This is a genomic window from Bacillus sp. Pc3 (assembly GCF_000815145.1).
In the GTDB taxonomy this organism is placed as follows: Bacteria; Bacillota; Bacilli; order Bacillales; family Bacillaceae; genus Bacillus; species Bacillus velezensis.
In genome coordinates this window covers 1,029,181-1,054,404 of sequence record NZ_CP010406.1, presented here as the reverse complement: position 1 = coordinate 1,054,404, position 25,224 = coordinate 1,029,181, and the positions used below count along the sequence as shown (strand labels likewise).

General features: G+C 47.7%; 27 protein-coding genes and 3 pseudogenes. 11 read left to right on the top strand and 19 right to left on the bottom strand.

Features of this window, described 5'->3' with window-relative positions:
* Positions 1-2: 2 nt before the first annotated feature.
* A complete protein-coding gene (locus SB24_RS04625; RefSeq protein ID WP_007409199.1) occupies positions 3-1,151 on the bottom strand; it encodes a S8 family peptidase in 1,149 nt (382 codons plus the stop codon).
* A 489-nt stretch (positions 1,152-1,640) separates the two neighbouring features.
* Here SB24_RS04625 and SB24_RS04615 point away from each other — a divergent pair, with 489 nt between their 5' ends.
* Positions 1,641-2,519, top strand: coding sequence for an ABC transporter substrate-binding protein (locus tag SB24_RS04615; RefSeq protein ID WP_039252099.1), 879 nt, complete (start codon positions 1,641-1,643; stop codon positions 2,517-2,519).
* Positions 2,520-2,534: 15 nt separating this feature from the next.
* Here the strand turns inward: SB24_RS04615 and SB24_RS04610 are convergent, their stop codons facing one another.
* The 7 genes and pseudogenes from SB24_RS04610 to SB24_RS04585 all read right to left on the bottom strand — a co-directional run bounded on the left by SB24_RS04610 (position 2,535) and on the right by SB24_RS04585 (position 9,312).
* Positions 2,535-3,110, bottom strand: coding sequence for a histidine phosphatase family protein (locus tag SB24_RS04610; RefSeq protein ID WP_039252097.1), 576 nt, complete (start codon positions 3,108-3,110; stop codon positions 2,535-2,537).
* Between the two features lie 50 nt (positions 3,111-3,160).
* A complete protein-coding gene (locus SB24_RS04605; protein WP_032871120.1) occupies positions 3,161-4,252 on the bottom strand; it encodes an acetyl-CoA C-acyltransferase in 1,092 nt (363 codons plus the stop codon).
* Positions 4,240-5,676: an acyl-CoA synthetase gene (locus SB24_RS04600; RefSeq protein WP_039252094.1), complete on the bottom strand. Its 1,437-nt coding sequence runs from the start codon at positions 5,674-5,676 to the stop codon at positions 4,240-4,242. Before SB24_RS04600 ends, SB24_RS04605 begins: the two co-directional genes overlap by 13 nt.
* An 11-nt stretch (positions 5,677-5,687) precedes the next feature.
* Positions 5,688-6,245 (bottom strand): biotin transporter BioY, encoded by a 558-nt coding sequence (locus SB24_RS04595; protein WP_039252092.1) that lies wholly within the window; start codon positions 6,243-6,245, stop codon positions 5,688-5,690.
* Positions 6,246-6,375: 130 nt separating this feature from the next.
* Positions 6,376-7,173 (bottom strand): methyl-accepting chemotaxis protein, encoded by a 798-nt coding sequence (locus SB24_RS20640; protein WP_404977402.1) that lies wholly within the window; start codon positions 7,171-7,173, stop codon positions 6,376-6,378.
* A 9-nt stretch (positions 7,174-7,182) separates the two neighbouring features.
* A pseudogene (locus SB24_RS20635) lies at positions 7,183-7,557 on the bottom strand (protoglobin domain-containing protein); the annotation flags it as partial.
* A gap of 231 nt (positions 7,558-7,788) precedes the next feature.
* On the bottom strand, positions 7,789-9,312 hold the full coding sequence (locus SB24_RS04585; RefSeq protein WP_039252087.1) for an FAD-dependent oxidoreductase: 1,524 nt from the start codon (positions 9,310-9,312) through the stop codon (positions 7,789-7,791).
* A gap of 124 nt (positions 9,313-9,436) precedes the next feature.
* Here SB24_RS04585 and SB24_RS04580 point away from each other — a divergent pair, with 124 nt between their 5' ends.
* Complete coding sequence (locus tag SB24_RS04580; RefSeq protein WP_007610477.1) at positions 9,437-10,294, top strand: SDR family oxidoreductase; 858 nt, start codon at positions 9,437-9,439, stop codon at positions 10,292-10,294.
* A gap of 30 nt (positions 10,295-10,324) precedes the next feature.
* Here SB24_RS04580 and SB24_RS04575 read toward each other — a convergent pair whose 3' ends face one another.
* On the bottom strand, positions 10,325-10,558 hold the full coding sequence (locus SB24_RS04575; protein WP_007610478.1) for an IDEAL domain-containing protein: 234 nt from the start codon (positions 10,556-10,558) through the stop codon (positions 10,325-10,327).
* A 315-nt stretch (positions 10,559-10,873) separates the two neighbouring features.
* Here SB24_RS04575 and SB24_RS04570 point away from each other — a divergent pair, with 315 nt between their 5' ends.
* From SB24_RS04570 to SB24_RS04555, 4 genes and pseudogenes are all read left to right on the top strand, one after another.
* Positions 10,874-11,452 carry a competence protein ComK gene (locus SB24_RS04570; RefSeq protein ID WP_003155179.1) on the top strand — a complete coding sequence of 193 codons (579 nt, stop codon included), beginning with the start codon at positions 10,874-10,876 and terminating at the stop codon, positions 11,450-11,452.
* Between the two features lie 145 nt (positions 11,453-11,597).
* Entirely contained in the window at positions 11,598-11,966 is a 369-nt protein-coding gene (locus SB24_RS04565) for an iron chaperone (RefSeq protein WP_012117235.1), read from the top strand.
* A gap of 26 nt (positions 11,967-11,992) precedes the next feature.
* Positions 11,993-12,364, top strand: coding sequence for an iron chaperone (locus SB24_RS04560; protein WP_039252083.1), 372 nt, complete (start codon positions 11,993-11,995; stop codon positions 12,362-12,364).
* 122 nt (positions 12,365-12,486) lie between these two features.
* Positions 12,487-12,996 (top strand): annotated as a pseudogene (locus SB24_RS04555) (MepB family protein).
* A gap of 219 nt (positions 12,997-13,215) precedes the next feature.
* Here the strand turns inward: SB24_RS04555 and SB24_RS04550 are convergent.
* A complete protein-coding gene (locus SB24_RS04550) occupies positions 13,216-13,926 on the bottom strand; it encodes a YrpD family protein (protein WP_039252080.1) in 711 nt (236 codons plus the stop codon).
* A 195-nt stretch (positions 13,927-14,121) separates the two neighbouring features.
* Between SB24_RS04550 and SB24_RS04545 the strand changes: the two are divergent.
* A pseudogene (locus tag SB24_RS04545) lies at positions 14,122-14,392 on the top strand (excalibur calcium-binding domain-containing protein).
* Positions 14,393-14,423: 31 nt separating this feature from the next.
* Here SB24_RS04545 and SB24_RS04540 read toward each other — a convergent pair.
* The 4 genes from SB24_RS04540 to SB24_RS04525 all read right to left on the bottom strand — a co-directional run bounded on the left by SB24_RS04540 (position 14,424) and on the right by SB24_RS04525 (position 16,929).
* On the bottom strand, positions 14,424-14,741 hold the full coding sequence (locus SB24_RS04540; RefSeq protein ID WP_003155166.1) for a YbjQ family protein: 318 nt from the start codon (positions 14,739-14,741) through the stop codon (positions 14,424-14,426).
* Positions 14,742-14,782: 41 nt separating this feature from the next.
* Positions 14,783-16,252 (bottom strand): sodium:solute symporter family protein, encoded by a 1,470-nt coding sequence (locus tag SB24_RS04535; protein ID WP_039252077.1) that lies wholly within the window; start codon positions 16,250-16,252, stop codon positions 14,783-14,785.
* Positions 16,249-16,449, bottom strand: a complete 201-nt coding sequence (locus SB24_RS04530; RefSeq protein WP_007409181.1) for a DUF3311 domain-containing protein — start codon at positions 16,447-16,449, stop codon at positions 16,249-16,251. Before SB24_RS04530 ends, SB24_RS04535 begins: the two co-directional genes overlap by 4 nt.
* A 120-nt stretch (positions 16,450-16,569) precedes the next feature.
* On the bottom strand, positions 16,570-16,929 hold the full coding sequence (locus SB24_RS04525) for a YhjD family protein (protein ID WP_012117241.1): 360 nt from the start codon (positions 16,927-16,929) through the stop codon (positions 16,570-16,572).
* A 151-nt stretch (positions 16,930-17,080) separates the two neighbouring features.
* Here SB24_RS04525 and SB24_RS04520 point away from each other — a divergent pair, with 151 nt between their 5' ends.
* The 4 genes from SB24_RS04520 to SB24_RS04505 all read left to right on the top strand — a co-directional run bounded on the left by SB24_RS04520 (position 17,081) and on the right by SB24_RS04505 (position 20,455).
* A complete protein-coding gene (locus tag SB24_RS04520; RefSeq protein ID WP_039252073.1) occupies positions 17,081-17,707 on the top strand; it encodes a TVP38/TMEM64 family protein in 627 nt (208 codons plus the stop codon).
* The gene (gene lepB / locus SB24_RS04515; protein ID WP_003155158.1) at positions 17,704-18,219 is read left to right on the top strand and encodes a signal peptidase I; all 516 of its coding nucleotides are present in this window, start codon (positions 17,704-17,706) and stop codon (positions 18,217-18,219) included. Before SB24_RS04520 ends, lepB begins: the two co-directional genes overlap by 4 nt.
* A 147-nt stretch (positions 18,220-18,366) precedes the next feature.
* On the top strand, positions 18,367-19,845 hold the full coding sequence (locus SB24_RS04510; protein ID WP_039252071.1) for a monooxygenase: 1,479 nt from the start codon (positions 18,367-18,369) through the stop codon (positions 19,843-19,845).
* An 88-nt stretch (positions 19,846-19,933) separates the two neighbouring features.
* Positions 19,934-20,455, top strand: coding sequence for a MarR family transcriptional regulator (locus SB24_RS04505; protein WP_012117244.1), 522 nt, complete (start codon positions 19,934-19,936; stop codon positions 20,453-20,455).
* 36 nt (positions 20,456-20,491) lie between these two features.
* On the opposite strand, the gene SB24_RS04500 is transcribed toward SB24_RS04505, so the two are convergent.
* The 5 genes from SB24_RS04500 to SB24_RS04480 all read right to left on the bottom strand — a co-directional run bounded on the left by SB24_RS04500 (position 20,492) and on the right by SB24_RS04480 (position 25,190).
* Positions 20,492-21,649, bottom strand: a complete 1,158-nt coding sequence (locus SB24_RS04500; protein ID WP_033574498.1) for an AbrB family transcriptional regulator — start codon at positions 21,647-21,649, stop codon at positions 20,492-20,494.
* 167 nt (positions 21,650-21,816) lie between these two features.
* The gene (locus SB24_RS04495) at positions 21,817-23,013 is read right to left on the bottom strand and encodes an MFS transporter (protein WP_007409175.1); all 1,197 of its coding nucleotides are present in this window, start codon (positions 23,011-23,013) and stop codon (positions 21,817-21,819) included.
* Between the two features lie 15 nt (positions 23,014-23,028).
* Positions 23,029-23,649, bottom strand: a complete 621-nt coding sequence (locus tag SB24_RS04490) for a TetR/AcrR family transcriptional regulator (protein ID WP_039252068.1) — start codon at positions 23,647-23,649, stop codon at positions 23,029-23,031.
* A 249-nt stretch (positions 23,650-23,898) separates the two neighbouring features.
* Positions 23,899-24,408, bottom strand: a complete 510-nt coding sequence (locus SB24_RS04485) for a ferritin-like domain-containing protein (protein ID WP_015417176.1) — start codon at positions 24,406-24,408, stop codon at positions 23,899-23,901.
* A 68-nt stretch (positions 24,409-24,476) separates the two neighbouring features.
* Positions 24,477-25,190: a DUF421 domain-containing protein gene (locus SB24_RS04480; protein ID WP_079891285.1), complete on the bottom strand. Its 714-nt coding sequence runs from the start codon at positions 25,188-25,190 to the stop codon at positions 24,477-24,479.
* Positions 25,191-25,224 lie beyond the last annotated feature (34 nt).

Genomic DNA, 25,224 nt, shown 5'->3' with positions numbered 1-25,224 from the left:
TTTTACTGAGCTGCCGCCTGTACGTTGATCAGCCCTTTTCCGTAGTAGAAAGCATCACCAAGTTTTGTAGTGGTGTTTTCTAAACTGCTGCGGACTTGAGTGTTTGTCCAGTTCGGGTGCTTAGAAAGAATCAAAGCAGCCGCTCCGGCAACGTGCGGAGATGCCATTGACGTACCATTGTACGCGCCGTATTTGTTTCCAGGAAGCGTGCTTTGGATAGAGACGCCTGGTGCCATGACATCAAGCTCAGAACCTACGCTTGAGAAAGATGCTCTTTGGTTGCTGCTGTTAACAGCGCCTACCGCAATGACAGAAGGGTATTTACCAGGGTAGCCCACTGTGCTTGAGCCGCCGGAAGTGCCTTCGTTACCGGCTGCCGCTACGACTACGACGCCGGAAGCAACGGCTTTGTCAACTGCCGCTTTTAACGCTGCAGAACCAGAAGGTCCGCCGAGGCTCATGTTAATAACGTCCATATTGTTTGCGATCGCCCACTCAATTCCGTTAATGATCCAGCTGTACTGGCCGGAACCGTCAGCGCCGAGAACTTTTACAGCGTAAAGAGATGCGCTTGGCGCAACGCCTAATACACCGACTGAGTTATTAAGAGCCGCAACTGTACCGGCAACGTGAGTTCCGTGAGAGTTGTAGTCTTGGAAAGGATTTGTTTCAGAAGGAACCATGCTGGCTCCGCCTGCTACTTTTAAATCAGGATGAGAAGAATCGATACCGCTGTCGATAACCGCTACTTTCACATTTGATCCAGTGAAGCCTTGAGAGTGCAGAGCAGGGGCTTTAATTTGTGATACGCCGTAAGGCACGGACTGCGCGTACGCTTTTGCAACGTGATCTTCTTCAACGTAAGCGACGCTAGGGTCTTTTTTCAGCTCTTTTACAGCTTTTTCATTTAATGTAGCTGAAGCTGCGTCTACATATTTGAATTGCTTTTGCACTTTCCCGCCTTTTTCAGAAATGACATCTTTTTTCTTAGCGGCGCTCATCGTGCTCATTGTCTGTTTAAATCCGACAATGTATTTCTTTTCCCCGTTTGATTTCCCTGCCGCCTGGGCAGGAGACGTGCTGCCGAACGCCATCGTAAAGATTAACGCTAAAGCAAACAGCAAACTGATCCATACCTTTTTGCCTCTCACTCTTTATCCTCTCCTTTTTTTCATTTGCAGAACAACCAATAGACAGATTATTCTGTGGATTAATTGTATAGCATGGAATAATATTTTAGTAGACCCAATTTTTTTCAATTTGTTTTATTTCTATTTAGGTATATCATCTCTCTTTCGTTTAATAGGAACCCGAAATATTTAAATTTTAATGGAAAAAACCGATGGAAGGACATGAGTATTTGTACACAGCCGCAATCGCTCTCTTGTTTGCTGGGTCGAACGGTTTGATTCCATTTTTGGAAGCTGCGGCAAAAACAGGATAAATGTCACCTTTTGTTGAATGCAGAAGTCTGATGGAAACGGAATCGGAATGAAATAAAGCGGCCGGCATGAATCAGTCTTCGGCTTTCTTGACGGAGAAAAGCTGTGAAACCATTTTATAAAAATAATGATAATGAATATCATTGATACTTATATTGTCAATGATATAATTGCGGAAAAACGAAAGAGGGGGAACAGATGAAACCAATTTTCAGTATGCTGATGATCTTATCCGTTCTCTTCATAACGGCATGCTCAGAACAGGAACATGAAACCGCCGTCAGGCACGATCTGGGGACGGCGCATGTGGCTGCGCACCCGCAGCGCGTTGCCGTGTTGAATCCGGGCTTTAATGATATTCTCCATGATCTCGGCATAAAGCCTGTGGCTGCGGCGGATAATCGGACAGAGCGAAACGACGGCAGTCCGTCCGTCGGGCCCCCGTCACATCCCGATTTGAAAAAGATCACTTCGTTAAAGCCCGATCTCATCATTGCAGACTCAAGCCTTCACAGGGGGATATACCGAAAACTGACAAAGATCGCTCCGACAATCGCTTTAAAAAATGAAGCTGCGGATTATCAGGATGCGGTTGACGCTGCCCTTACTATTGAAAAGGCGGTCGGTAAAGATGGCATCATAGAGAAACAATTGTCGGCTCAGGAAGAAAAGCTGAATGACATCAAAAGAAAGCTGGATGCAGAAGGCGGCACGATTTTATTAATTGACGCTGCAAATGACAGCATTTCCGTAAAGGATGATCAGTTTTTTACGTCCCGGCTTTTGACGCTCGCAGGGTTTACCTATGCGGTCCAGACGGATTCCGGCGGGAAATCAGACTCTATCAAGATGACGCCCGGGCAGCTTTTGCATATCGATCCTGATTACATCGTACTGTTGGACGGTGAGAAAGAACTCGAAAAAAATCACCTCTGGAAACAGCTGACAGCCGTAAAAAACGGACACGTTTACCGCGCGGACAGGGCGGTATGGACGGAGCGCCGGAGCATTGACGGGGCGGACGCCATATTACATGATCTTCAGAAAAAAATGCTCGCCAAAAAGGCCCAAAACTGAATTCGGGCCTTTTTGTTATGATTCTGATAGGTGGCTGCTTACATTGTAATCTTTGACGCGCCATTTATTTTCAATTCGTTCGATATTGCTTAGGCACGCATTGACAAGCTTTGCGTTTTGGATGTCGGTATCACCGTCAGAAATGGCCGACAAGAGGGCGTGAATGGCTGCGCCGTGAGCGACGATCAGTACTTTTTGATCAGGAAACCGCTCCTGAACTTTCACTAAACCGGCAAGCATTCTGTCTGTCAGCTCTTCTGCTGTCTCCATGTTCGGGTAGTTTTTATCCGGGTAGCGCTTCGACCGTTCCGGTAAAGACATTCCTTCCGCATCACCGTAGCTCCGTTCTCTGAAATCTTCCATGACGACAATGGGAAGATTCAAAAACCCGTTAATAATGTCAGCTGTTTTTCTGGCCCGTTTCATCGGGCTTGAGACGATGACATCCCATTCGGACCCCTTTAAGTACTCTCCTGTTTCTTTCGCCTGACGCTCTCCCGTCGCATTTAACGGAATATCCGATTTGCCTTGAAGCTTCTTTTGGGCATTCCAATCAGTCTCTCCATGTCTTACTAAACAAACGGCAGTCATAAAGTCTCCACTCCGATCATTTTTTATCGATATCATCTATTATACTGCCGTTACGTTAACACTTCAAAGAGAAGCGCCAGTCCGACTCCGCCTCCGCTGCCGATCGCTGCTGCTGCGTAGCGGGCATCCGGGCGTCTTTTTGCTTCATAAAAAAGCCGGGTGACAAGCGCCGCCCCGGAAGCCCCGTACGGATGCCCGACGGCCAGAGCGCCGCCCCTGACATTTATTTTAGAATACGGCACTCGAAGCTGCTGTGAAAAAACGCATATTTTGACGGCAAACGCCTCGTTGATTTCGTATATATCAATATCATCCGGTGACAGGTCCCGTTCCTTCAAAAGTTTTTTGACGGCATAAACCGGAGCTGCTGACGGATAATGCGGATGGACGCCGCTTACCGCGCTTCCGATAAAACGCAATCCCGGCTTTAAACCGAGAGACCGCGCTTTTTGTTCTTCCATCACACAAACTGCCGCCGCCCCGTCAGAAATTCCGCAGCTGTTGGCGGCGGTGACAGAGCCTCCGGACTGAAAGACGGGCTTGGCACGGGAGATGAGAGGCTCCATGTTCCGCTTTTTCAGCATGTTTTCGTCAGCGGCGAATCCGTGACAGGGAAGAATTTCCGGGCGGTACAAGCCGTCTTCGTGCGCTTTGACGCTCCGTTCATAGCTGAGAAGGGCATATTCGTCCTGCATCTTTCTCGTTACGCCGTAAGCCTGTGCCGTATACTCTGCTGCTATGCCCATATCAGGATCGCCGATGTGTTCAGGAGAAAAGCGCGCCCGGGATGAGAAAGGGGAACGGCTGCTGCTCTCCGCTCCTCCCGCGATGTATGTGCTCCCCGCACCGGCTTTAACAAAGTGGCACGCGACCCTCACGGCGTCCAGTCCGGAGCCGCACTGCCTGTCGATGGTCGTACCGGACACGCTCAAAGGAAGTCCGGCGGCCAAGGCTGACAGCCGGGCGAGATTCCCGCCGCGGCCCGTCGCGTTTCCGATCAGGACTTCATCAATGTCTTCGGGCATGTTCCGGCTCAAATGGCGGATCAGCGGAGCTGCCAAATCTTCTGGGAGACAGTCTTTTAACAGGCCGTTTTCCCGGGCGAAAATTGTCCGTTTCGCATCCGTAATTACAGCTTCCATTCCATCATGTCCTTTGCCTGCTTTTGTACGGCGGCACGGGCGATCTTTCCGCCGGCTGTTTCCGGTATTTCTGAAAACAGCCATTTCTTCGGGATTTTATATGCCGCCAGCTGCTCGCGGCACTGTTTCTTCAGTTCCTTTACATTTGCATCTCCGTCGATCACCGCAACGGCGATGCTGCCCCAATAATCATCAGGAATGCCGATGACGGCCGCTTTTCTGACGCCCGGACAGCGGTTGAGCACACGTTCTATCTCTTCAGGGAATACATTCAGGCCGCCTGATACGATCATCCCGTTTTCACGTCCTTTGATATAAAGATAGCCTTCACGATCAATATATCCCATGTCATCAACCGTCATCCAGCCGGAATCATCAGGTTTTGCGCCGTTGATGTATCCGGAAAATTTCATCGGGCTGTTCACAAAAATCTTCCCCGTTTCGCCCGGCATGCAGCGTTCTCCGCCGGGCCGGCGGATTTCGATTGTAACATTTTCAAACGGGCGGCCCGCCGCGTCAGGCTTTCGGGCGCTGTCTTCAGGCGATAAGAACGCCACGAAACTCAGCTCGGACGTTCCGTAAAAATCGTACAACCGCAAATGGGGATAGCGCTCTGACAGCGCTTGTTTTGACGAAGCGGGCCAGTCTGCACCGGAAGAAATCACCTTGAGCGGTGTATCCGGAAACGCCTCTAGTGAGAGCAGGGCGTCCGTCATTGTCGGAACGGTATATAGAACGTCAGCTTGTCTGAGCCGGTCTTTCATTCCGGCTGGGTTGAATTTTCTTTGAAGGATGACGGTTCCGCCGATAAACAAAGTGCTGACGGCGCCGTATAAAAAGTGTGACGAGCGAAGCGTGCCCGGTACCAGCACTTTGTCATCAGGGGAAATGCCGAATTCACGTTTCGTACAAGAAAAGCTCTCCAGCCACGAACGGTGAGAGCGGGTGAAGGCTTTCGGCTTACCGGTCGATCCCGAGGTGAATCCGGTATAAAAGGGCAGGCCGGCGTTTTTGATCAAAGCGCCTTCCGTTTTTTCCGCCTCGATCAAAGGCCTGCATTCATCCCACAGGATGACAGGCGTTTTGACGCCGTCCAGTCTGCCGCTCAGCCGGCGGTCACAGATGACGAGGCCGGTTTTGCTGATGTTCAGCTGGTCCGCGAGTTCCGCCGCTGCCGAGCGGGGATCTAACGGAACCGCCGTGCAGCCGGCATGCGCCGCCCCTGCGAAAAGTTGTAAAAAAGGGATGCCGTTCGGCAGTAATATTGCAATGTTTTCCGGCTTACCTAAAAGGCTGCCAAGCCAGTTTGCGGTTTGGTTAACCAGCCTGTTCCAAGTTTGATAGGTGATCTGTTCTGTTTCTGTCTGAATTGCGATCTGTTCCGGCGCTTGTCCGGCTGTATCTGAATATGATGATGTAATCATGATGACTAAAATCAGCTTCCTTTCGTCGGCAAAAGCCGGCTTGCTTGAAGAGTTTTTCTGATTCTTACGGCTGCGAATGAGGCTGCGGCCGCTTTAAGCAGATCTCCGGGCACATAGATGAGGCTGAGCTTTACGGCAGTTAAGATATCAATGTGCATCATAAAAGCCTGAACGGGAATGCCGATGACATACAAAAACAGCACGCCGAACAAGAACTGTCTGATAAACAAATGGGGGACAGCAGCTGAGCGAAGGCCTTGGATGCTGAGGCTCAGCAGTAATGCCGCCAGCGGATATGCGATGAGATATCCGGCGCTCGGCCCGAAAAAAACCCCGAACCCGCCTCTGCCGCCTGAAAGGAGAGGCGCTCCGCATGCCACAATCAGCAAAAAAAGCAATTGGCTTAAAAACGCCGCTTTCGGTTTTAGGATGCTTCCCGATAAGAGCACTCCGATCGTCTGGAGCGTAATCGGAATCGGCGTAAAGGATAAGAAAAGCGGCGGGAGCAGCCCCAAAAGTCCCATAATGGCGGTAAACACGGCAATATGCATCATTTCTGTCAATTTCATTATGTATTCCTCCAGCTTATCAAAATATGTTTATACAATAAAGCGAGTCTTTATATATGTCAACTCTATTATATTTTAAGTTAACATTAAAAAGACCGGCCCTTTATGAAAAAGGCCGATCGGTTTGTCTTTATTCTTCTGTAAGGATAACAAGTGAATCAACGGATGATGCAACGTGGGAAACGGCGCGGCTGACTTCTTGAAGGCCGCCGAGAAAGGCCTGCAAATCAACGTCGATTTTGCCTGTCTGGTCTTTGCTCGTTTTCATGCTTTGGACGATGTCATCAAACAGACGGTTGATCTGCGCCATTTTTTCTTTCGTTTCACTTACAAGTCCGTTTACATCTTTAATATGTTTGGACACGATGTTGATTTGTGTATTAGTATTGTTCACAAGCTCTGATACGGTGGAAACGGTTTTTTTCGTATCCTCTGAAAGCTTTCTTACCTCCGTCGCGACAACGGCGAACCCTTTGCCGTGCTCCCCGGCTCTCGCGGATTCTATTGAAGCGTTGAGTGACAGGAGATTCGTTTGCTCGGCGATCCCCGTCACGATGCCGAAGATTTTTTCGATCTGCTGGGCGATGTCATTCAGCTTGTCCATTTCTTCTTCAATCTGCAGAAGACTGGCGTCGATTTTATTCATCTGCTTCTGCTGGCTTTCAAGCTCTTTTTTCCCGCCGATTGATTTTTCTTCGACATGTACGGAAGTGACAGTGCCGGCTTTTGACGCCTCGGAAATGCCCTCGGATTTATCGACCAGCTCCTGCACGGCTCTGCTCGTTTCTGAAAACAAATCAGCGAGTGATCCGGATGTTTCCTGGATTTTTTGATGAAGACGGGCTTTCTTTTCCTCTTGTTCGTCACGCTGACAGTTATATTCGCTCTGGAATGCTTCAAGGACGAGCTGCTGTTCAAGATTCAATATTTTCGTCGTCGCTTTGATCGCTTTTAAAAGCTCATGCAAATCCGGAATGGTTGCTTCATATATGTTCATCATCGACAGAAGCAGATCCTGAAACGCTCCCATATACCATTTCGGTTCAAGGCCGATCCGCAAATGGATGGAAGCGATGCGCTGTCTTTTTTCAATGAATTCATCATCAATCGTGCCGGCAAACATCTCATGGATATGACGCCGTAATGTTTTTTTCAGGCGCTCGACCGTGCTGTGGTCGTTAATGATCGTCATTAATGATTTTTCGTGATCCAGGTTTCGGTAAAAGGAATCGACGATTGTTGAGATATGTTCTTTAATTAACGGCTGCAGCTCTTCAAGCACATGAAGTTCTTCGTTTCCCAGCCTGACCATTTTCAGCTGTTTTTGGACATCTGCATATTGATTTGAAAGCGCGATGCGTTTTTTTCCATCGGCTTCCGAAAAATAAGCTGTTTCTTTTTTGCGGTCTTTTTTAAATAACAATATAAGTTCCCCCAGATATTCTCTTTTTCTTTTTATCGGTATGGAAGGAACTTGAATGAAGGAATCTGATAAAAATATTTTAATGCAAAAAAATAAAACCATTCGTACAGAATGGTTTAGTTAATCTTGGCTGAGGCGCTTCAGCGGCTTGATGGCGGGACCTTCGACAACCCCGCCGTCGGGTGTGAACCGGGACCCGTGACAAGGACAGTCCCACGTCCGTTCGCCGTCATTCCATTCGACCTCACAGCCCAAATGGGTGCATGTCGTATCGACAAGGTGCAGACAGCCTTTTTCATCTTTATAGGCGCCGGCCCGTTTGCCGTTTACCGTTACGATTTTTCCCTCCCCGGGCCGAAGAGTCTCAGGTGAAGCGTCCGGCCTCTCAAGTTTGCCCGAGATAAGGTGTTTGGCCACGTCGGCATTATAGGAAATCAGTTTTTTCAGTCCCGGATCTGCGTGGAAGCGTGACGGAATAAACAGGCCGGAAAACGGGTTCTTTTTGTTTTGAATATGATCAGCCAAAAGCTTCGCCGCGAGCGCTGAGCTTGTCATGCCCCATTTTTTAAAGCCTGTCGCCGCCAAAATATGTTCTTCATCGCCCGAGATGGGACCGATGAACGGAATTTTGTCAATGGTGACAAGGTCTTGTGCAGACCAATGATATGGGATGCTTTCAACTCCGATTGTGTCTTCCGCAAATTGTTTCAGCGCTTCGTAATGCTCGGACATTTCTTTTCCCTGGCCTGTTTTGTGGCTTTCGCCGCCGACAAGAACCAGTTTTTCACCGTTCAAATCGGTGTATCGCAGTGATCTGGACGGCTTGTCTATGCTGAGATACATCCCGTCCGGATACGCTTGTTTCGGTTTTACCGCCAGTACGTAGGATCTGCTGGCATACATTCTGGCGGCGTAAAGCCCGCCTCCGTCATAAAAAGGAAAGTGGGAAGAGCAGACAATATAGCTGCACTTGATGCCGTGTCTGTTTTTCGTGACCACTTCCGGCTGCGGTTCTTTTTTTATGTCGATCGCAGCCGTCTGTTCAAAAATCCGCGCCCCGTTTTTAACGATCTCTTTAACGAGCGCCGCACCATATAAAAGCGGATGGAATTGCGCCTGATTCTTCATGGCGAGACCGAGCCTGCAATCAACGGGGACGGGAAGTTCTTTCACAAGCTCGTGTTCAATACCGAGCTTGGTATAAGCTTCCTGCTCACTGCGGATTTTTTTGACGCCTGATTCTGTATTGGTGTAAAGATATGCGTCTTGTTCAATCAGTCTGCAGTCAATCGAAAGGTCCTTGATGATCTGCTTCATGTCTTCCATGGCGCGGAGATGGGCTTCGAAATACAGCCTTGCGCTGGTCAGGCCGATCTGCTGAATAAGATCGGCATAGATGAAATCATGCTGGGCGGTGATTTTTGCGGTCGTGCCCGCGGTCGTCCCGTTTAAAATCCGGTCTGCTTCAATGACAGCGACACGGAAACCTCTTTTCGTCAGTTCGTATGCCGTTGTCAGGCCCGTAATTCCTCCGCCGATAACCGCAACGTCACATTCCGTATCTTCAGTGAGGGCGGGAAAGGAAGGAATGTCAGCTGTTGCTTTCCAATAGGAAGCCGGTTCCTCGTTTGAAAAAGTAGTCAATTCAGATTTACCTCCTCTGTTGTATATTCTTAATTTTTCCAATAAGACTCTGTTCATACATGAAATTCGTATAAGATGCTCAAATTACTCATAATATAGTAATTAATGTAAAGGAGTGATCAAAATGGCTAACCAGAAGAAGAAAACCTTGCCGCCGCAGCATCAAAATCGGCAGCCGGGCTTTGAATATGTAATGGACCCGCGCCCCGTTTTTGACAAACCGAAAGCGGCGAAAAAACTTGAAGGGAAAACGGCGATCATCACGGGCGGAGACAGCGGAATCGGCCGCGCCGTATCCGTTTTATTCGCGAAGGAAGGCGCTAATGTGGTCATCGTTTACTTTGATGAGCATCAGGATGCCGAAGAGACGAAGCAATATGTAGAAAAAGAGGGGGCGAAGTGTCTGCTGATCGCAGGGGATGTCGGCGACGAAGCCTTTTGCAACGATGTCATCCGCCAGGCGGGCCAAGCCTTTCCTTCCATTGACATCCTGGTCAACAACGCAGGTGAGCAGCACGTGCAGCCGGGGATTGAGAAAATCACGAGCCACCAGCTCATCAGAACGTTTCAGACGAATATTTTTTCAATGTTTTACTTAACGAAAGCCGCGCTCCCTCACCTGAAAAAAGGAAGTTCAATCATTAATACGGCCTCCATTACCGCCTATAAAGGCCACAAAACATTGATTGACTATTCAGCGACAAAAGGGGCGATCGTCACGTTTACAAGATCTCTTTCCCAATCTCTTGTCACTCAGGGCATCAGGGTAAACGCAGTGGCTCCGGGGCCGATCTGGACGCCGCTGATCCCGGCGAGCTTCTCGGCGAAGGAAGTGGAAGTCTTCGGCTCAGACGTGCCGATGCAGCGCCCGGGAGAGCCTGTTGAAGTGGCGCCGAGCTATTTGTACTTAGCAAGCGATGATTCTTCCTATGTCACGGGACAGACGATTCATGTGAACGGCGGCACCATCGTAAACGGATAATGTAAAAAAAGCCAATCCATATGGATTGGCTTATTCACTCTGTTTGAGTGCGGCATATTCTTTTGAAAGCGTGAGGAACGCTTCTTTATTTTTATCATCAAGCGCCTTATTAATCTGCATGGTCAGCATGGCGATCCGGCGTTTATACAAGGATTCATCAAGCACCATTTGAATGTAAATATCGGCCATTGTCACATCGAATTCGTTTGCTTTTTGCGTGTTGCGGGACTTCATGAGCTCAGTGTACGACTTTTTCTCTTTCATAAAGAATCCCCCCAATGCCTTTTTTATAGTATATGGATAACGGCCGGAAAAATCAATTAATTTTTATAATCTTTAGACAACTAATACTTGGAATTATATCGACATATCCTGCAAATTGACGAAAAAACGAAAATTAGCATTGTATAAATGAGGTGAAATGAAAAAGAAAAATAATATTTAAATAGTAATTTAAGACTAAATTACATCTTTAAAAGGTGATTTTTAGCTATATTCAAAAAAAACCTGTCGTTTTCCAATGACAGATGATAGATTATTAGTATAAATTTTCAAGAAAAGGATTGGAGGCTGCACATTATGTGCCAGAAAACACACGCACCCTTAGAAAGCTATGAAGTAAATCGTTCAACCATCGCTGTTTTGCCTGAGGAAATAGACGGTAAAATGGGGTCTAAGGTCATTGAAAAAGACTGCATTCTGTATGTCAGTATGAAGCCGATTCACATCATCGACAGAAGCTGCCGCTACTTTGGCTCCAGCTATGCCGGGAGAAAAGCGGGAACATATGAAGCGATTAAAATTTCTCACAAGCCGCCGATTATGGTGGACCCTTCAAATCACATCTTTTTATTCCCTACACTTTCTTCTGCAAGGCCTCAATGCGGCTGGATATCTCATGTGCACGTTAAAGATTTTCAACCGACGGCATTTGATGACACAGCGGTCACGTTCTCAAACGGCAAAACGATGGAGCTGGAAGTATCCTATCATTCTTTTGAAAATCAGGTTTACAGAACCGCCTATCTCAGAACCACTTTTCAGGACAGGATGGGCAGTCATATCCCGAAGCGGCAGGAATTCATGCTGTATCCGAAAGAAGAGCGGACAAGAATGATCTACGACTTTATTTTGCGGGAGCTGGGGGAGAGATATTAGAGAAAGCTGTGATGTGAAGGGACGGGTCCTCTCCTTTTGGGGAGGGCTTTTTTCGATTTACATGCCCGGGCAGAGTTGTATCGTGTCCGTCTGTTGGCTATGATGATGTAAAGAGTAATGATATTTCATTTTAGGAGAGATGGGCATGGATGTGTTTGCAAAATATGTATCAGGAATCGATAACCCGGATCACCGTCTCAAAGCAGAGGAAATTTTGTCGTGGACGGCTGGCCAATTTCCGAATTTAGAAGCGCAGATCAAGTGGAACAAACCGACATTTACCGATCACGGCACCTATATCATTATGTTTGCCGCGGCAAAAAATCATTTGAGCATTTTACCTGAAAAAGAGACGATGGAGCATTTTGCCGATGACATCGCTCAAGCCGGGTACAGCGCTTCTTCGCGCCTGTTCAGAATTCGATGGACTGATCCGGTGCACTATGATCTGCTTAAGAAGATCATCGAATTTAACATCAAGGAAAAAGCTGAAAATCCGGGGTTTTGGCGCTAGCGGACGTGATGTTGAAGGAGGAAGACATGGACGTTTTCAAAGACTATTTATCAAGTATCGACAGCCCTGATCATCGTCTGCGAATGGAGGAAATCCTGTCGTGGACGGCTGACCAATTTCCGAACTTAGAAGCGCAGATCAAGTGGAACACGCCGATGTTTACCAATCACGGCACCTTTATTATCGGCTTTGCGGCAGCGAAGCATCATGTAAGTGTTTCCCCCGAAGAAGCTGGAATTGCGCATTTTGCCGAGGACATTGCCTGTGCCGGCTACAGCGCTACTTCCCGTTTGTTCAGAATTCAATGGACTGAACCGGTGCATTATGAGCTGCTTGAACGCATGATTCAATTCAATATTCAGGATAAGGCGGACTGCTCAGCATTTTGGCGGAAATAATGAAAGGAATGTTAAAAAAACAACCCTGAGGAGGGCTGTTTTTTTATTGGAAACACATGATCAGCCCATTTTAATCAAGAAGCAATGGATGACGTACTATAAAAAATAAGGAGTACGAAGCAGTGAATGAATTTTATAAGGCGTTAACACATGTAAATAAAATTTTTTATGAACCAAATCACTTAACGATACATGATATTCAAGAAGAAGCTCAAAACTCAGAGTATGGGGCCGGTATGTTTCAGCTGCATTCAAAATCAGTTCGATTCAGAGTCGCAAAAATAACGCCTGACAAGATAGGACAGTTTGTTGCTTTTTGGGAAAAAGATGGAGATGGTAAAAATCAAGCCTTTTCATATAAAAAAGCTGCTGATTTATTGGTTATCAATACTTTTGCCAGTAATAATCATTTTGGATAATTCATTTTTCCAAAAGAAGTTCTTGTAAAGCAAAATATCCTTAAAACAGCCGCTACAAAAGGAAAAATGGCAATTAGAGTTTACCCTAAATGGGAAAATCCCACTAGCAAACAAGCTATTGAAACACAAAAATGGCAGTTGGCATATTTTGTTGAGGCGAACGATGCAGATCGTTTTCCAGCACAAGACCTGTTAAAGCTATATTCTAACTAAAATTGGACAGCCCTGAGCCGGCTGACAGTATGTGAAGTTAACCGGTGCGTGAGTTGGAGAATAACGGGGAACCTCAACAAATGAGGTTCCTCTAATTGTTATATAGAAATCGACATTTTGAATGTAACAGAGTTTGTTTATTAAACGTAATAAGGGATTTGCGTATCCGGCAGACCCTCACGAAACGCACGATGTCAGAAATCTTGCGTTCAAAATTCTTTATTTGACCACAGACATGCTGACGCTGCTGCCTGACACTGTCAATTTGGCAAAATCCTGTGTATCAATCACAGGTGTGACTGCTTTATTGTCAATCGTGATGTTCGTAAAGGCTGTTGAGAAGTTTGATTTGATGTAAGGGCGCTGATCCTCTGATGTGACCGCGACGGTGGCGAGCGCTTTCCATTTTGAGACAGAGCCTACATTTGTTTGGGAGAGTTCTGAGATGATGCGGCCGGTGTATCCGTCATTATTTGTGCCCCAATATGTGGCGCGGGTATTGCCGTTCAGATTTTTGTAAATGGTCAGCTGTACGGTGCTGCCGGGCCGGAAGCCTTTCGTATAGGTGAATTGGCTTTCTCCTTCCAGATACCGGACCTGGCCTTGTCCCTTTGAACCGACTTTCATGATCGGTTTCCATACATGATAGGTGTCACTGTACTGAAGTCCGATATCAGCCTCTGTGCCTCCGGTAAACCCTGAGTAAATATAGGCTGTCCCATTTGACACCTGAATCGAGCTTGGAAGCTGAATTTTCGTGACGAGAACTGAGCCCGTGCTGTTCAGGTAGGCCCTTCCGCCGATTCCTTTGCTGAGCTGGGACGCCGCTTCCGCCGTATTGGGACTGATCACCCCCGGAATATCCGCCGTACATGCGCCGAATAGAACGGCTGAAGTGAGAACACCCGCAAGAAGCCCTTTTTTCATCATCATTTCTCCTCCTATCATCATAGTCAGATAGCGCTATCAATTCATATTATAAAAGGTTTTGGGAAAAATTCCATAAAAGATATACGGGCGGACGTAAATTAAACCTATTTTCCTATTTATCTTGTAAATGGAGATTATTTGAACTATGATATGTTCAGCAATACAGCATGATTCAGGAAAGGGGATAGGATAGAAATGAAAAAGACGGCAGCTGTGCTTTTGTCTTTCGGTCTGGTGTTCGGTTGTTCATATGGAGCGGGGCAGACGGCAGAAGCGAAAACAAAGGTAAAAACGTATCAAAACTGCAAGGCGCTGAACAAGGTGTATAAGGGCGGCGTGGCCAAATCGTCGAAAGTGAAAAACAAGGGCGGCAGAACACAAGTACAAGCCGTATGTATCAAAAGCGCTTTACAATGCAAATAAAAGACTTGACCGAGATAAAGACTATATCGCATGTGAGAAATAAAAAAACAAGCCTCTTTAAAGAGGCTTGTTTTTTAAATGGATTCGGCGGTGACGGCGGTTCCGTATCCGATTAATTCGGATGTGTTCTGTCCTGCGGTCAGTTCGAACCGCAGGCCGACGATGGCGTTCGCTCCGAGCTGCTCCGCCTCTCTGATCAGCCGCTCTTTCACCGCTTTTTTGGAGTCTTCCAGCATTTCGGTATAGCTTTTTAATTCGCCGCCGACGACAGATTTTAAGCCTGCAAGCAAGTCTTTTCCGATGTGACGGGACTGGACGATACTGCTTGTCACCAAGCCTTTCACTTCTGTAATCTGTTTTCCGGCGACGGTTTCGGTCGTTGTCATGATCATGCGTTTTTCCCCTTTCGTGTATCTTACCGCTATCTTACCATTTAAGCCGCCTTTTCGGCTGCGCTGATTTGTTTTTTTCTGACTGCGGCGCTGACTGCAAACATGACGACAATGTTCAGAACCAGTGCGATGATGCCTGTATTCATATCTTTAACGATCTGCGGAAGAAACGGAAAGAGGGTTCCGATGGTTGATTCGGTCAGCGTAATGAAGGCCACCGTTCCGACCCCGGCCGTTATGCCGGCAAAAGCGCCGTGGCTTGTGATGAAACGCCGCTTCGGCAGGCTGAATAAGAGGGCGGGGAAAAGCTGGGTGACAAGGCTGTAGCCCATTAAAAGCAAGGTGACGATGGTATTTCCGCCTTTCAGCGTAAAATATACGGATATCAGCGCGATGACGGGTACGGCGTATTTTGCGAGCCGTGAGACTTTGTCGTCAGTCGTGCCGGGCAGAATGGCTTTGTACACATTTTTGGCGAACAGCGTGCTTGAGGCCATTAATATCATTGAACCGGGTACAAGCGCCGTCAGAATGCCCGCCGATCCGATCAGTCCGACAAACCAGGGATCAAAGGTTTTCACAGACAGCTTTAATAAGGCGAGATCCGTGTCCGCCCCTTTTAAACCGGGCACCTGCAGAATCGCCGCAAATCCGGTAAAGATGACAAACAGCAGGACGAGCTGATAAAGAGGCATGATGATCGCGTTTTTCCGAAACACCCGCGGATGCTCCGCCGAATAGGAAGCGGCAAATGTATGGGGCCACATATAAAAGCCGAGGGCGGTCAGCAAAACCGTTGAGCTGAACCAGGAAACGCTCTGTCCGGTTTCCGGCAGCGTGAGAAAACCGGGTTTTGCGGCGTCAATTTGTTTGAACATCTCCGTAAACCCGCCATAGTAATGAATGGGCAGATAAATGCCTAAATACAGGACGATGCCTAAAATCATGATATCTTTAACGACTGATATCCACGCTGAACCGTGGATTCCTGATATCATCACATAAATCGTGATGGAGACAGCGCCGATCCAGACAGCGGCGGAGGGCGGAATCTGTCCGTATGACGTTGCTGAAACAATTAATCCGAGCCCTTTCAGCTGCAGGACGAGATAGGGGATGAGGGATGCGATGCCGACGAGCGATACGAGAATGCCGAGGAGCGGGCTGTTGTATTTTGAAATAAAAAAATCTGATTGCGACATCAGTTTGTGTTGTTTGGCGTAAGTCCACACGGCTGGCAGAAGCCAATATGACAAAATGTAGGCAAGGCAGCCGTACGCGATAATATAAAAGGCGGGGCCTCCTTTTCCGTAAGCCCATCCGCTTCCGCCGAGGAATGTAAAGGTCGTGTATATTTCTCCCGCCATTAATAAAAAGACAAACATCGTGCCGAAGCCGCGTCCGCCCACTGTCCATTGTTCAAGGTCCATATGTTTTCCTTTTCGGGCCCGGATTCCGAGATACACACAAAACAGGAGCACGGCGGCCATTACGGGAAATGCTGCGTTCATTCCGCCTCACCCGCCTTGTTTTCTTTGTCCAATTTGTAAACGGCGGCCATCAGAACGGAAGTCAGCACCGCCCAGATGACGACATACGCGAGAATGAAAGGCATTCCGAAAACATAAGGCGTCACCCGGTTGGCAAATGGAATGCCGGCGAGAATTCCGAAAAAGGGCAGGGCGGCGAGAACATGAATCAGTTTCATAACATTCCTCCTTTTCATTGAAAACAGCGTGTCCCGATTATAAAGAAAATCATGTCGAATGTATAGTGTGAATAGTCTGAAATTTATCAGCTGAAAAGGAAAAGCAGTCCCGGCTGCTTTTTAAATGGTCGCAAGAGACAGGTAATATTCTAATAAGGCGGTTACCTGTTCCCGTATTCTCGGGTTGAAATAACGGTGTTTTTCTTCATAGCCGTTAATGGTGCATATATAAAGCGTAAATGCTTCGTCTCTTTCCGCTTCGTATATTTTAATTTTACGCTTTCTTAACTCTTTTCGAACATCACTCAAATCCTTTTGTGCTAATTTTAAAGAGCAGCTGATAAGCTGTTTATAGGGTTGTTTTAATTTGAACGGGCACGAATCAAGCGCTTCGAGGTCCCGGTTCAGGATGGCAGCCGCCATGGGCAGAAACAGCCCTTTTTCGATGAGATCGCGGGTGCCGCTCCGGATGTCAGGCATAAATACTCCTTCTTTCTTAAAAAAGAGAACGTTTGTTCTTATTTTATACTCGCTTACACGATATTTCAAGTCGGAAAATTCGTAAACATTTTCGTTTTTTGGAGATAATGTGTAGAATAAGGATAGACAAACTCGTTAAGGAGTATAAACGTTGGAGCAATTTTTATCATATTTGACTGAGGAACAGCTGACGGAATGGTTCCAAAGCTATAGAGCTTTCGGCCCGGCGGCTGCGGTTGCACTGCCTTTTATTGAAGCGTTTCTTCCGTTTTTGCCGCTTGTTGTATTTGTGGTGGCGAATACGAATGCATTTGGGTTATGGGAAGGTTTTTTTCTGTCGTGGCTCGGATCTGCGGCAGGATCGATGCTGATGTTTTATGCCGTCCGCCGTTTCGGACAGAAAAGAGCTTTCAGTTTCATCCGCAGGCATCAGACCATAAGGCGGATGATGCTTTGGGTTGAGCGGCACGGTTTCGGTCCGCTGTTTATTTTACTTTGCTTCCCCTTTACGCCGTCCGCTGCGGTTCATATCGTTGCCGGCCTGTCACGGGTCGGGGCGCTGCAGTTTATATCAGCAGCCGCTATGGGGAAAATGGTCATGATTTTTATGATCAGCTTTATCGGATATGATCTACATGCACTCATGACACAGCCTTTCAGGATGGCGGGCGCCATAATGGTGATCGCGGTGCTGTGGTATGCCGGAAAGCATATCGAACGGCGGTTACAGACGAGAATCAGTCAGCATGAGAAAGACGGAGGGAGACAGGAATCTTGAAAAAACGATTTTGGTTTATAGCTGGCGTGCTTATCGTTGTTTTGGCCATACAATTAAAGAATGCCATTTTTATTGATTATAAAGTCGAAGGAATCAGCATGAATCCGACCTTTAAACAAGGAAATGAGCTGATGGTCAACAAGTTTTCCCATCGTTACAAAACGATCCGCCGTTTCGATATTGTCCTGTTCAAAGGCCCGCACCGCAAAGTGCTGATCAAACGTGTCATCGGGCTCCCCGGCGAGTCAATCGCATACAGGGAGGATCAGCTGTATGTGAATGGAAAACGGGTGGCGGAACCGTTTTTAAAACCCTTAAAGTCATCATTGTCCGCCGGGAGCCATGTGACCGGTGATTATACGCTGAAGGAAACGACCGGGCGCAAAAGCATACCGAAGGGACAATACTTTGTTATTGGCGACAACCGCATATACAGCCTCGACAGCCGTCATTTCGGTCCGATTAAGGATAAAGACATTGTCGGAGTCATCAGTGAATCAGACGCCAAGTAAACGGCGTCTTTTTTTTCGGAAATGATTGTAAAAAAGCAGAGGGAAGACTATAATGAAAATTGTTACGCGCGAAACAAAAAGGAGGCGTTTTATTTTTTGGTGATTTTGTTACGTGTGCAACAAAAAATATGAAAGAGGGCTGATGAGATGAAAACACAGGCTGCCATTATCGGGGGAGGTCCGGTCGGACTTATGCTTGCATCAGAACTGGCGCTGGCCGGAGTGAAAACGACTGTTATTGAACGATTGAAGAAGACGGTGCCATATTCCAAAGCGCTTATCATGCATCCGCGCACACTTGAGCTTTTTGCCATGAGAGGTATATTGGAACGCTTTTTGGAAAAAGGGACGAAGGTGTCTTCCGGCCATTTTTCCATGCTGGATACACGGCTGGATTTTTCTCGGCTGGATACGAAGCAGAATTATTCGTTAATGCTGCCTCAGGCAGAAACGGAGCGGATTTTGGAGGAGTATGCATCAAGTCTCGGCGCAGACATCATCCGCGGGGCGGAAGCGGTGGCTGTCACCCAGACGGATGACGGAGTGGAGACGGTGTTCCGGGACGAAAGCGGGATCCGCACTCTTCACAGCTTATATGCCGCGGGTACAGACGGAGCGGGGAGCATTGTCAGGAAACAGGCGGGCATCGCTTTTTCGGGCACTGATGCCGACTTAACAGGAACCCTCTGTGATGCCGCTTTGAAACATCCGCCCGAATCTTCCTTTTTGTCAACGTGCCGCCTGGAGGGATCGGTTGTGATTGTCCCTCTTACGGACGGACTTTTCCGCGTCCTCATCGTTTCTCCGCACGCTCCGCAAAAGCGGAAGGAAGAGCCGGTCACCGAAAATGAGCTGAAAGAAGACCTGCGGCGGATATGCGGCACTGATTTCGGATTGGGTGATCCGGTATGGACGTCGCGGTTCGGCAATGCCGAGCGTCAGGCTGAGCAGTACCGATCAGGCCGGGTTTTTGTGGCCGGTGATGCGGCGCACATTCATTTTCCCGCAGGCGGCCAAGGGCTGAACACGGGGCTTCAGGATGCCTTCAACCTCGGCTGGAAGCTGGCGGCGCAAATGAAGGGGAAAGCGGCGCCTTATCTTCTGGACAGCTATCATCAGGAAAGGCACAGCACAGGAAAAGAAGTATTGCACAATATAAAAACCCAGATAAAGCTCATGGATTTTACCGAGTCGGGGATGGCATTAAGAGAAACGATGGCCGCTTTGCTGGATTTTCAGGAGTCCAACCGTTTATTGGCGGGAAAAGTATCCGCGCTTGATCTGCATTATGAACCGGATGCGGAGCTGCCGCCGCATATCCTGAACGGAAAACGCCTGCCGGATATCGAATTGACCCTTCATGACGGGCGGCCGGCCCGGCTGTATGATTTTCTTCATAAGGGCGCCTTTGTGCTTTTGTCATTAAGAGGGAGCATTCCCGCCGGTATTGATACGGACAGCGTGGCAGCTGTCAGGGCGGAGCTTGCTGAAACACGTGCCGATTGGGATGACGTCCACGCCGTTTTCATCCGGCCGGACGGCCACGCGGCATGGGCAGCCGGCGGCTCGGGACGTGAAGCGGAAGAAGCTGTTCTGGCCGGTTTGGAGAGATGGGGATTCATCTGATACCCTTTTATGCGCCTGTGTGATTGTTTCTTGTGTAACAAAACGTTATAGTAAAAGAAACAATCAATACGGAAGGGTGATTCAGCAGTTGGACAGAAGACAGCCAGACCATGCAAAACACATGATTCTTGAAGGGCTGACAGATATTTTTCACGAGCAGGAGAGGTGTCAGGAGGACATCAGGGCGTCGTTGGCCGGACGGATGGACGAACTCCGTGAAGAAAACGGAAAAAAATTACAGTTGACTTTGACGGAAATTCACATTTTGTCGTGTATCGGAGATCATGAACCGATCAATGTCACGTCAATAGCGGAAAAAATGAAGACGACAAAGCCGACCGTGTCGAGAAGCTGCGCGAAGTTTTTGGAAGCCGGCTTTCTGCGCAGGACCCGGCTGAGCGACAATAAAAAAGAAGTCTATTTCCGGCTGACTCCTGCCGGGAAAGAGCTGCATTCTCTTCATCATGAATATCATGAATTGATAAAAAAGCGGCTCTTGGCGTTTTTAGACCGCTATACAGATGAAGAACTGTTATTTGCTGAACGGCTGTTCCGTGATCTTTCAGCAAACTGGCGGTCTGTAAATGGCGGCGGAGAGCTGTTCAAATAAAAAACACGCATATGGATGCGTGTTTTTTTATTCGGATCATGTTCCTCTTTCTGCCCGGCCTCTTTCACCGTGTGCCCGTTTCAGCTGAGAAAGGTGGTGCAGCAGCCGATAGAAGGGCGGAAGCATGGCGATGACGAGAACGATCCGGATGACCTGAACCGCGACGACGAAAGTCGAGTCTTCGTGCAGGGTGATCGAAGTCGCCGCCATCTCGGCGATCCCGCCGGGAGAAAAGGCGAGAACAGATGTAATCATGGAGATGCCCGTTAATTTAGAAACCGCAATCGCGCTCAGAATCATGGCGGCGATTAATCCGACGGAAGAAATAAATCCGACGGTCAGCACTCTCGTCACACCGGTGAACATACTTTTGTACATTTTTGATCCGATTGTGGCGCCGAGAAAAATTTGTGACAGCTGGTTCGCTTCCGGCGGCCACCAGGCCAGCATGTCTTTGCCCGCCAAGGCGGACACGCCGATTTCCGCAGCAGCAACGCCAATCATGCTGCCGAGCAGCCAAGGGGCGGGAAATTTCAGCCGTTTTGCGCCTTTGCTTGCAAGCCAGGCAGCCAAAATAAATCCGGCCGTTAACAAGACGGGAGTAAGGCCCGGATGTGAAGCTCCTGCCGAAACGGCTCCGGCTGATGTCTGAGCTGCACCGTTTTGTTTGGTAAATAAGAAAATGACAAGAAACGGTATTGTCATGACGACCAAAAGGACGCGCGTCAGCTGAATAAGGCTTACAATCGCGGTGTTTGCGCCGACTTCCTGGGCGATACCCGGCATGGCGGATAAACCGCCCGGCGCCGTGCCTACAAAGCTTGTCATCATGTCTGTCCGGCTGAACCGAAAGAGCACATATCCGGAAACAAGCGCCATCACGATAGAAAAAATCAGCATGAAGCCTACCGGAAGCCAATGCTCCCGTAAAACCGACAGAACGGACAGGTTCAGTTTCTGGCCGAGTTCGATGCCGAGGATCATTTGTCCCGCGGCAAGCCATCTGCGGTGAATCCCTCTTCTGTCAGGCGCCATGAACAGCCAGCGGGGCCTCGTCATGGAGAGGATGCAGCCGGCGGCCAGCGTTCCGAGCATCCAGGCGATCGACATCCCTGTAAGAGAAAGAAGAAACCCCCCTGCCGCACTGATGAGAATAAACCAGATATCCGTAAGGAGATGTTTGTCTTTCTTCAATGAAAACCCTTCTTCCTGAAACATTCATATTAAATTGTTAAGCTCGTTAACCTTACTATTACTATAGTATAGATTTTGAGATAAATAAATAATGAATTATTTCTCATAATCCATTCATTTTTCTTATCGCAAACGCAAAAAAAGCTCCGGAGATGGGTGAGTGCACCCTACTCCGAAACCTCGCCCGCTTTTCCTTTCCACACAAAGGTCAATCCCAGACCGAGAAATAAAACCACACCTGCGAACAGAAACGGGAAGTGAATATTCATATCAAATAAAATACCGCCCAGAGCCGGGCCGAAAATGGTGCCCAAACTCGTGTATGTTGAGTTCATACCGGCAACAAACCCCTGCTGATTTCCTGCGATTTTCGATAAATAAGTAGTCAGTGCCGGGCGCAGTAAATCAAACGCAAGGAAAATGATGCAGGTGACAGCGAGCACGGGCAAAAATCCTGACATCACCGTAGAAACGAAAGCCAGCACAGCGCCGATGATCAGACAAAGCTGAATGACTTTTTTCTCCCCGAGGAAGTTGACAAGTCTTCCGAACGCGAGTACTTGAATGAGGACCGCCACAATGGAGCTGAACGTAATAATAATGGCGATATCCTTTGGCGTGAAGCCGAATTTATGGTTTGTAAATAAGCTGAATACCGTTTCGTAAGCCGACAGTCCGAATGCCAAAACAAAAACGATGATAAAGGCGATCAAGTAGTTTGGATGAATCGACTTTTTCAAATCTTTTAAGAAAGTTGATTCTTTGACGCTTTCCAGCTGCTTTGCGCGTTCTTCTTTAGTTAACGGCTCTTTCAGCATAAAGACAGAGGAAATCACTGCGATAAATGCAATTCCCGCCGCAAAGAAAAACGGCATTCGAACGCCGTGATCGGCAATAAATCCTCCTATGCCGGGCCCGATGATAAACCCTGTGCTGATGGCGGCAGATACATAGCCCATCGCCTTCGATCTTTCCTGCACCGTCGTAATATCTGCGACATACGCTGTAACAGCGGGCATGATAAAAGCGGCACTGATGCCCCCCAGCACCCTTGCGAAATATAAAATGGAGACATGTGTGCCCAATCCGAAGGTCAGTTCGGATAATGCGAACAAAAACAGTCCGGCGAGAATCATGATTTTTCTGCCGAAGCGGTCAACCCATCTCCCCGCAATGGGGGATGCAATTAATTGCGCAACGGCGAAGGCAGCGACAAGGTATCCCATTGTGCTGCCCGTCAAGTGCATCACATTCATAAACAGCGGCATAACGGGAATGATCAATCCGATGCCTAAAAACGCAATAAATATATTGCTTAATAAGATGATGAGTACAGCCTTTTGTTCTCTGATCGGTTTTTGCATGTTGTTTCTCCTTTGTCAGCTGTCATTCTGTTTATCAGCGCTGATCGACCCGTGAATAAACACGGAGATGGCTTCTTTTTGCAATTCGATTCTTTGCTGAATGGTATCGTTTTTATATAACACATCTAAACCGTAGAAGACGGATAGCAGGATTTTTACTTTTGATTCGACATGATGAATGGACCAGCTGCCGTCTTGATTCCCCTCTTCTAAGATCTCTCTCATCACATCGTCATATTCAATATCAATTTTGTTGAGCCGCTTTACGACCTCGTCTGACGTAAACGCACTCGCATAAAACTCTTCACTTGCTCTCATAAGCGGGTAATTGATGCTCATCCGGCTGAGCAGCTCCGCAAAGCCCGCCAGCTTTTCGGCAGCATCTTTCAGATCAGCTTCCATTTCCCTCCACGTCTCGATCATCACGCGGTGATCCTCTTCCATGATATGAAGAAACAGAAACTCTTTTCCTTTAAAATGGTGATATAGATTGCCTTTACTGATTTCGGCAGCCTCTAAAATATCCCGAATCGATGTTTCTGAATATCCTTTTTTTGCAAATAAGTCACGCGAAGCGGATACGAGCCTGTTCTTCGTCTTTTGGCTCTTTCCGGCACCGCCTTTTGTATTTGTCACTTCACACAGATCCTTTCCGCCTCATTCATATCGTTGTCCCGCAAAGCGGGGCTCGGTTCGTTTGAAACCGACCAGTTGGTTTATTTTATTATAAAGGGTTTTTGCTGATTATACAATGAAGAAGGTATCCATTGTTTAGAGGGAGTATAAAACGGCTCGAAAAGTAAACCCCATTCTCTCATGTTGAAAGAACGGGGTTTGTCAGCGGTCTGAAGACTCCCGGCGGGGGAGCGTGATCTGCCTGAACCGTTATTTGCCGTTATTTACCTCGGTGTAGCTTGTGTTCGGCGCGTTTGATACCGTTCCCCCTGTATGGTGGAAAGGAGAGTGGGCCATATCGTATAAAAACCAGACGGCATGACGCTGCTCGTCAAATGCCGTGCGGGCAAATAACCGCTTCGCTTCCGGATGCACCGCTCTATCGGATGCCTGCAAATAAAAATCATTCGTTTTCTGCTCATCATAAAACGCCGCCCTCAGTCCTTCTCTGTATGTGTGCGGACAATGCTCCGTCTGTTTCGGCGTCAACTGTTTTCCGGTAATTGACGTATACAGTGAAGAGAAAGCGTGCAGGTGGCGCACTTCTTCCTCTCTGATATGTTCGATTCGTCTTCTGATTTCTGCGGTCGGCGCTTTTTCGGCTAATATTGAGTAGCAAATCACAGCGCTGTATTCACCGTTTATGGATTTTACCAGATCCTTTATAAGCACAGAATCGTCGCTGCAGATGGCTGTATAATGAAAAAAATTCTCGTGCATTGGACTCACCCCCGAATGTTTATAGGGTATTATACGGCGGCAGCCCGTGACATGTGCGGATGTCATTTTTATTCTTGATCTAGCGGCGATGTAATATGGTCGTCGTATGTGTCGACAAAAAGCCGGCCGTTGCTTCCGCGCACAGCGTATACAACGTCTTCCGGTTTGAGGTTTCTCTTGTCCAATTCTTCTCTCAGCCATTTTTCCGATACGTGGTTTTCTTCCAGATTTTTCATCACCAGCCGGCCGTCCATAATCAGCTCAACGGCAAAGTTCTTTTCATGTCCGGCAAAGATGCCGAGATCCTGTCTTGTAACGGGCGCAAATTCCGGTTTGACCTCCACTGACATGCTGCCGTTTGTTTCAATGATGGCAGTCTGAACCTGAGAAATGTCAAATACGTCATTTACACGCAGCTGCTGGTTCAAGTAGTCGATGGTATAACGCATCGTTTTCATATTATGCTCAAGTATTTTACCGTTTTGAATGATAATGGTCGGTTTGCCTGCAAAGAAACCCCTAAGGGCCCTGTTTTTCATAGAAAGATATGCGACAAGGTAAATGATTGCCACAAAAATAATGTAGGCAATGACATGATAATGAATCGGCAGCTTTGTATTAAATGACAGATTTGCCGTGATGGCGCCGAGCGAGATTGCCGCAATGAAATCAAAAAGCGTCATCTGTGAAATGGTTTGTTTACCGAGTATCCGGGCGCCGATAAACAGAATGCTGAACGACAGAGCCGTCCGTACAATTACTTCGGGATATTCTGACATCATCATTAGTCCTTTTTTCTTTATTTTGGTCAAAAAC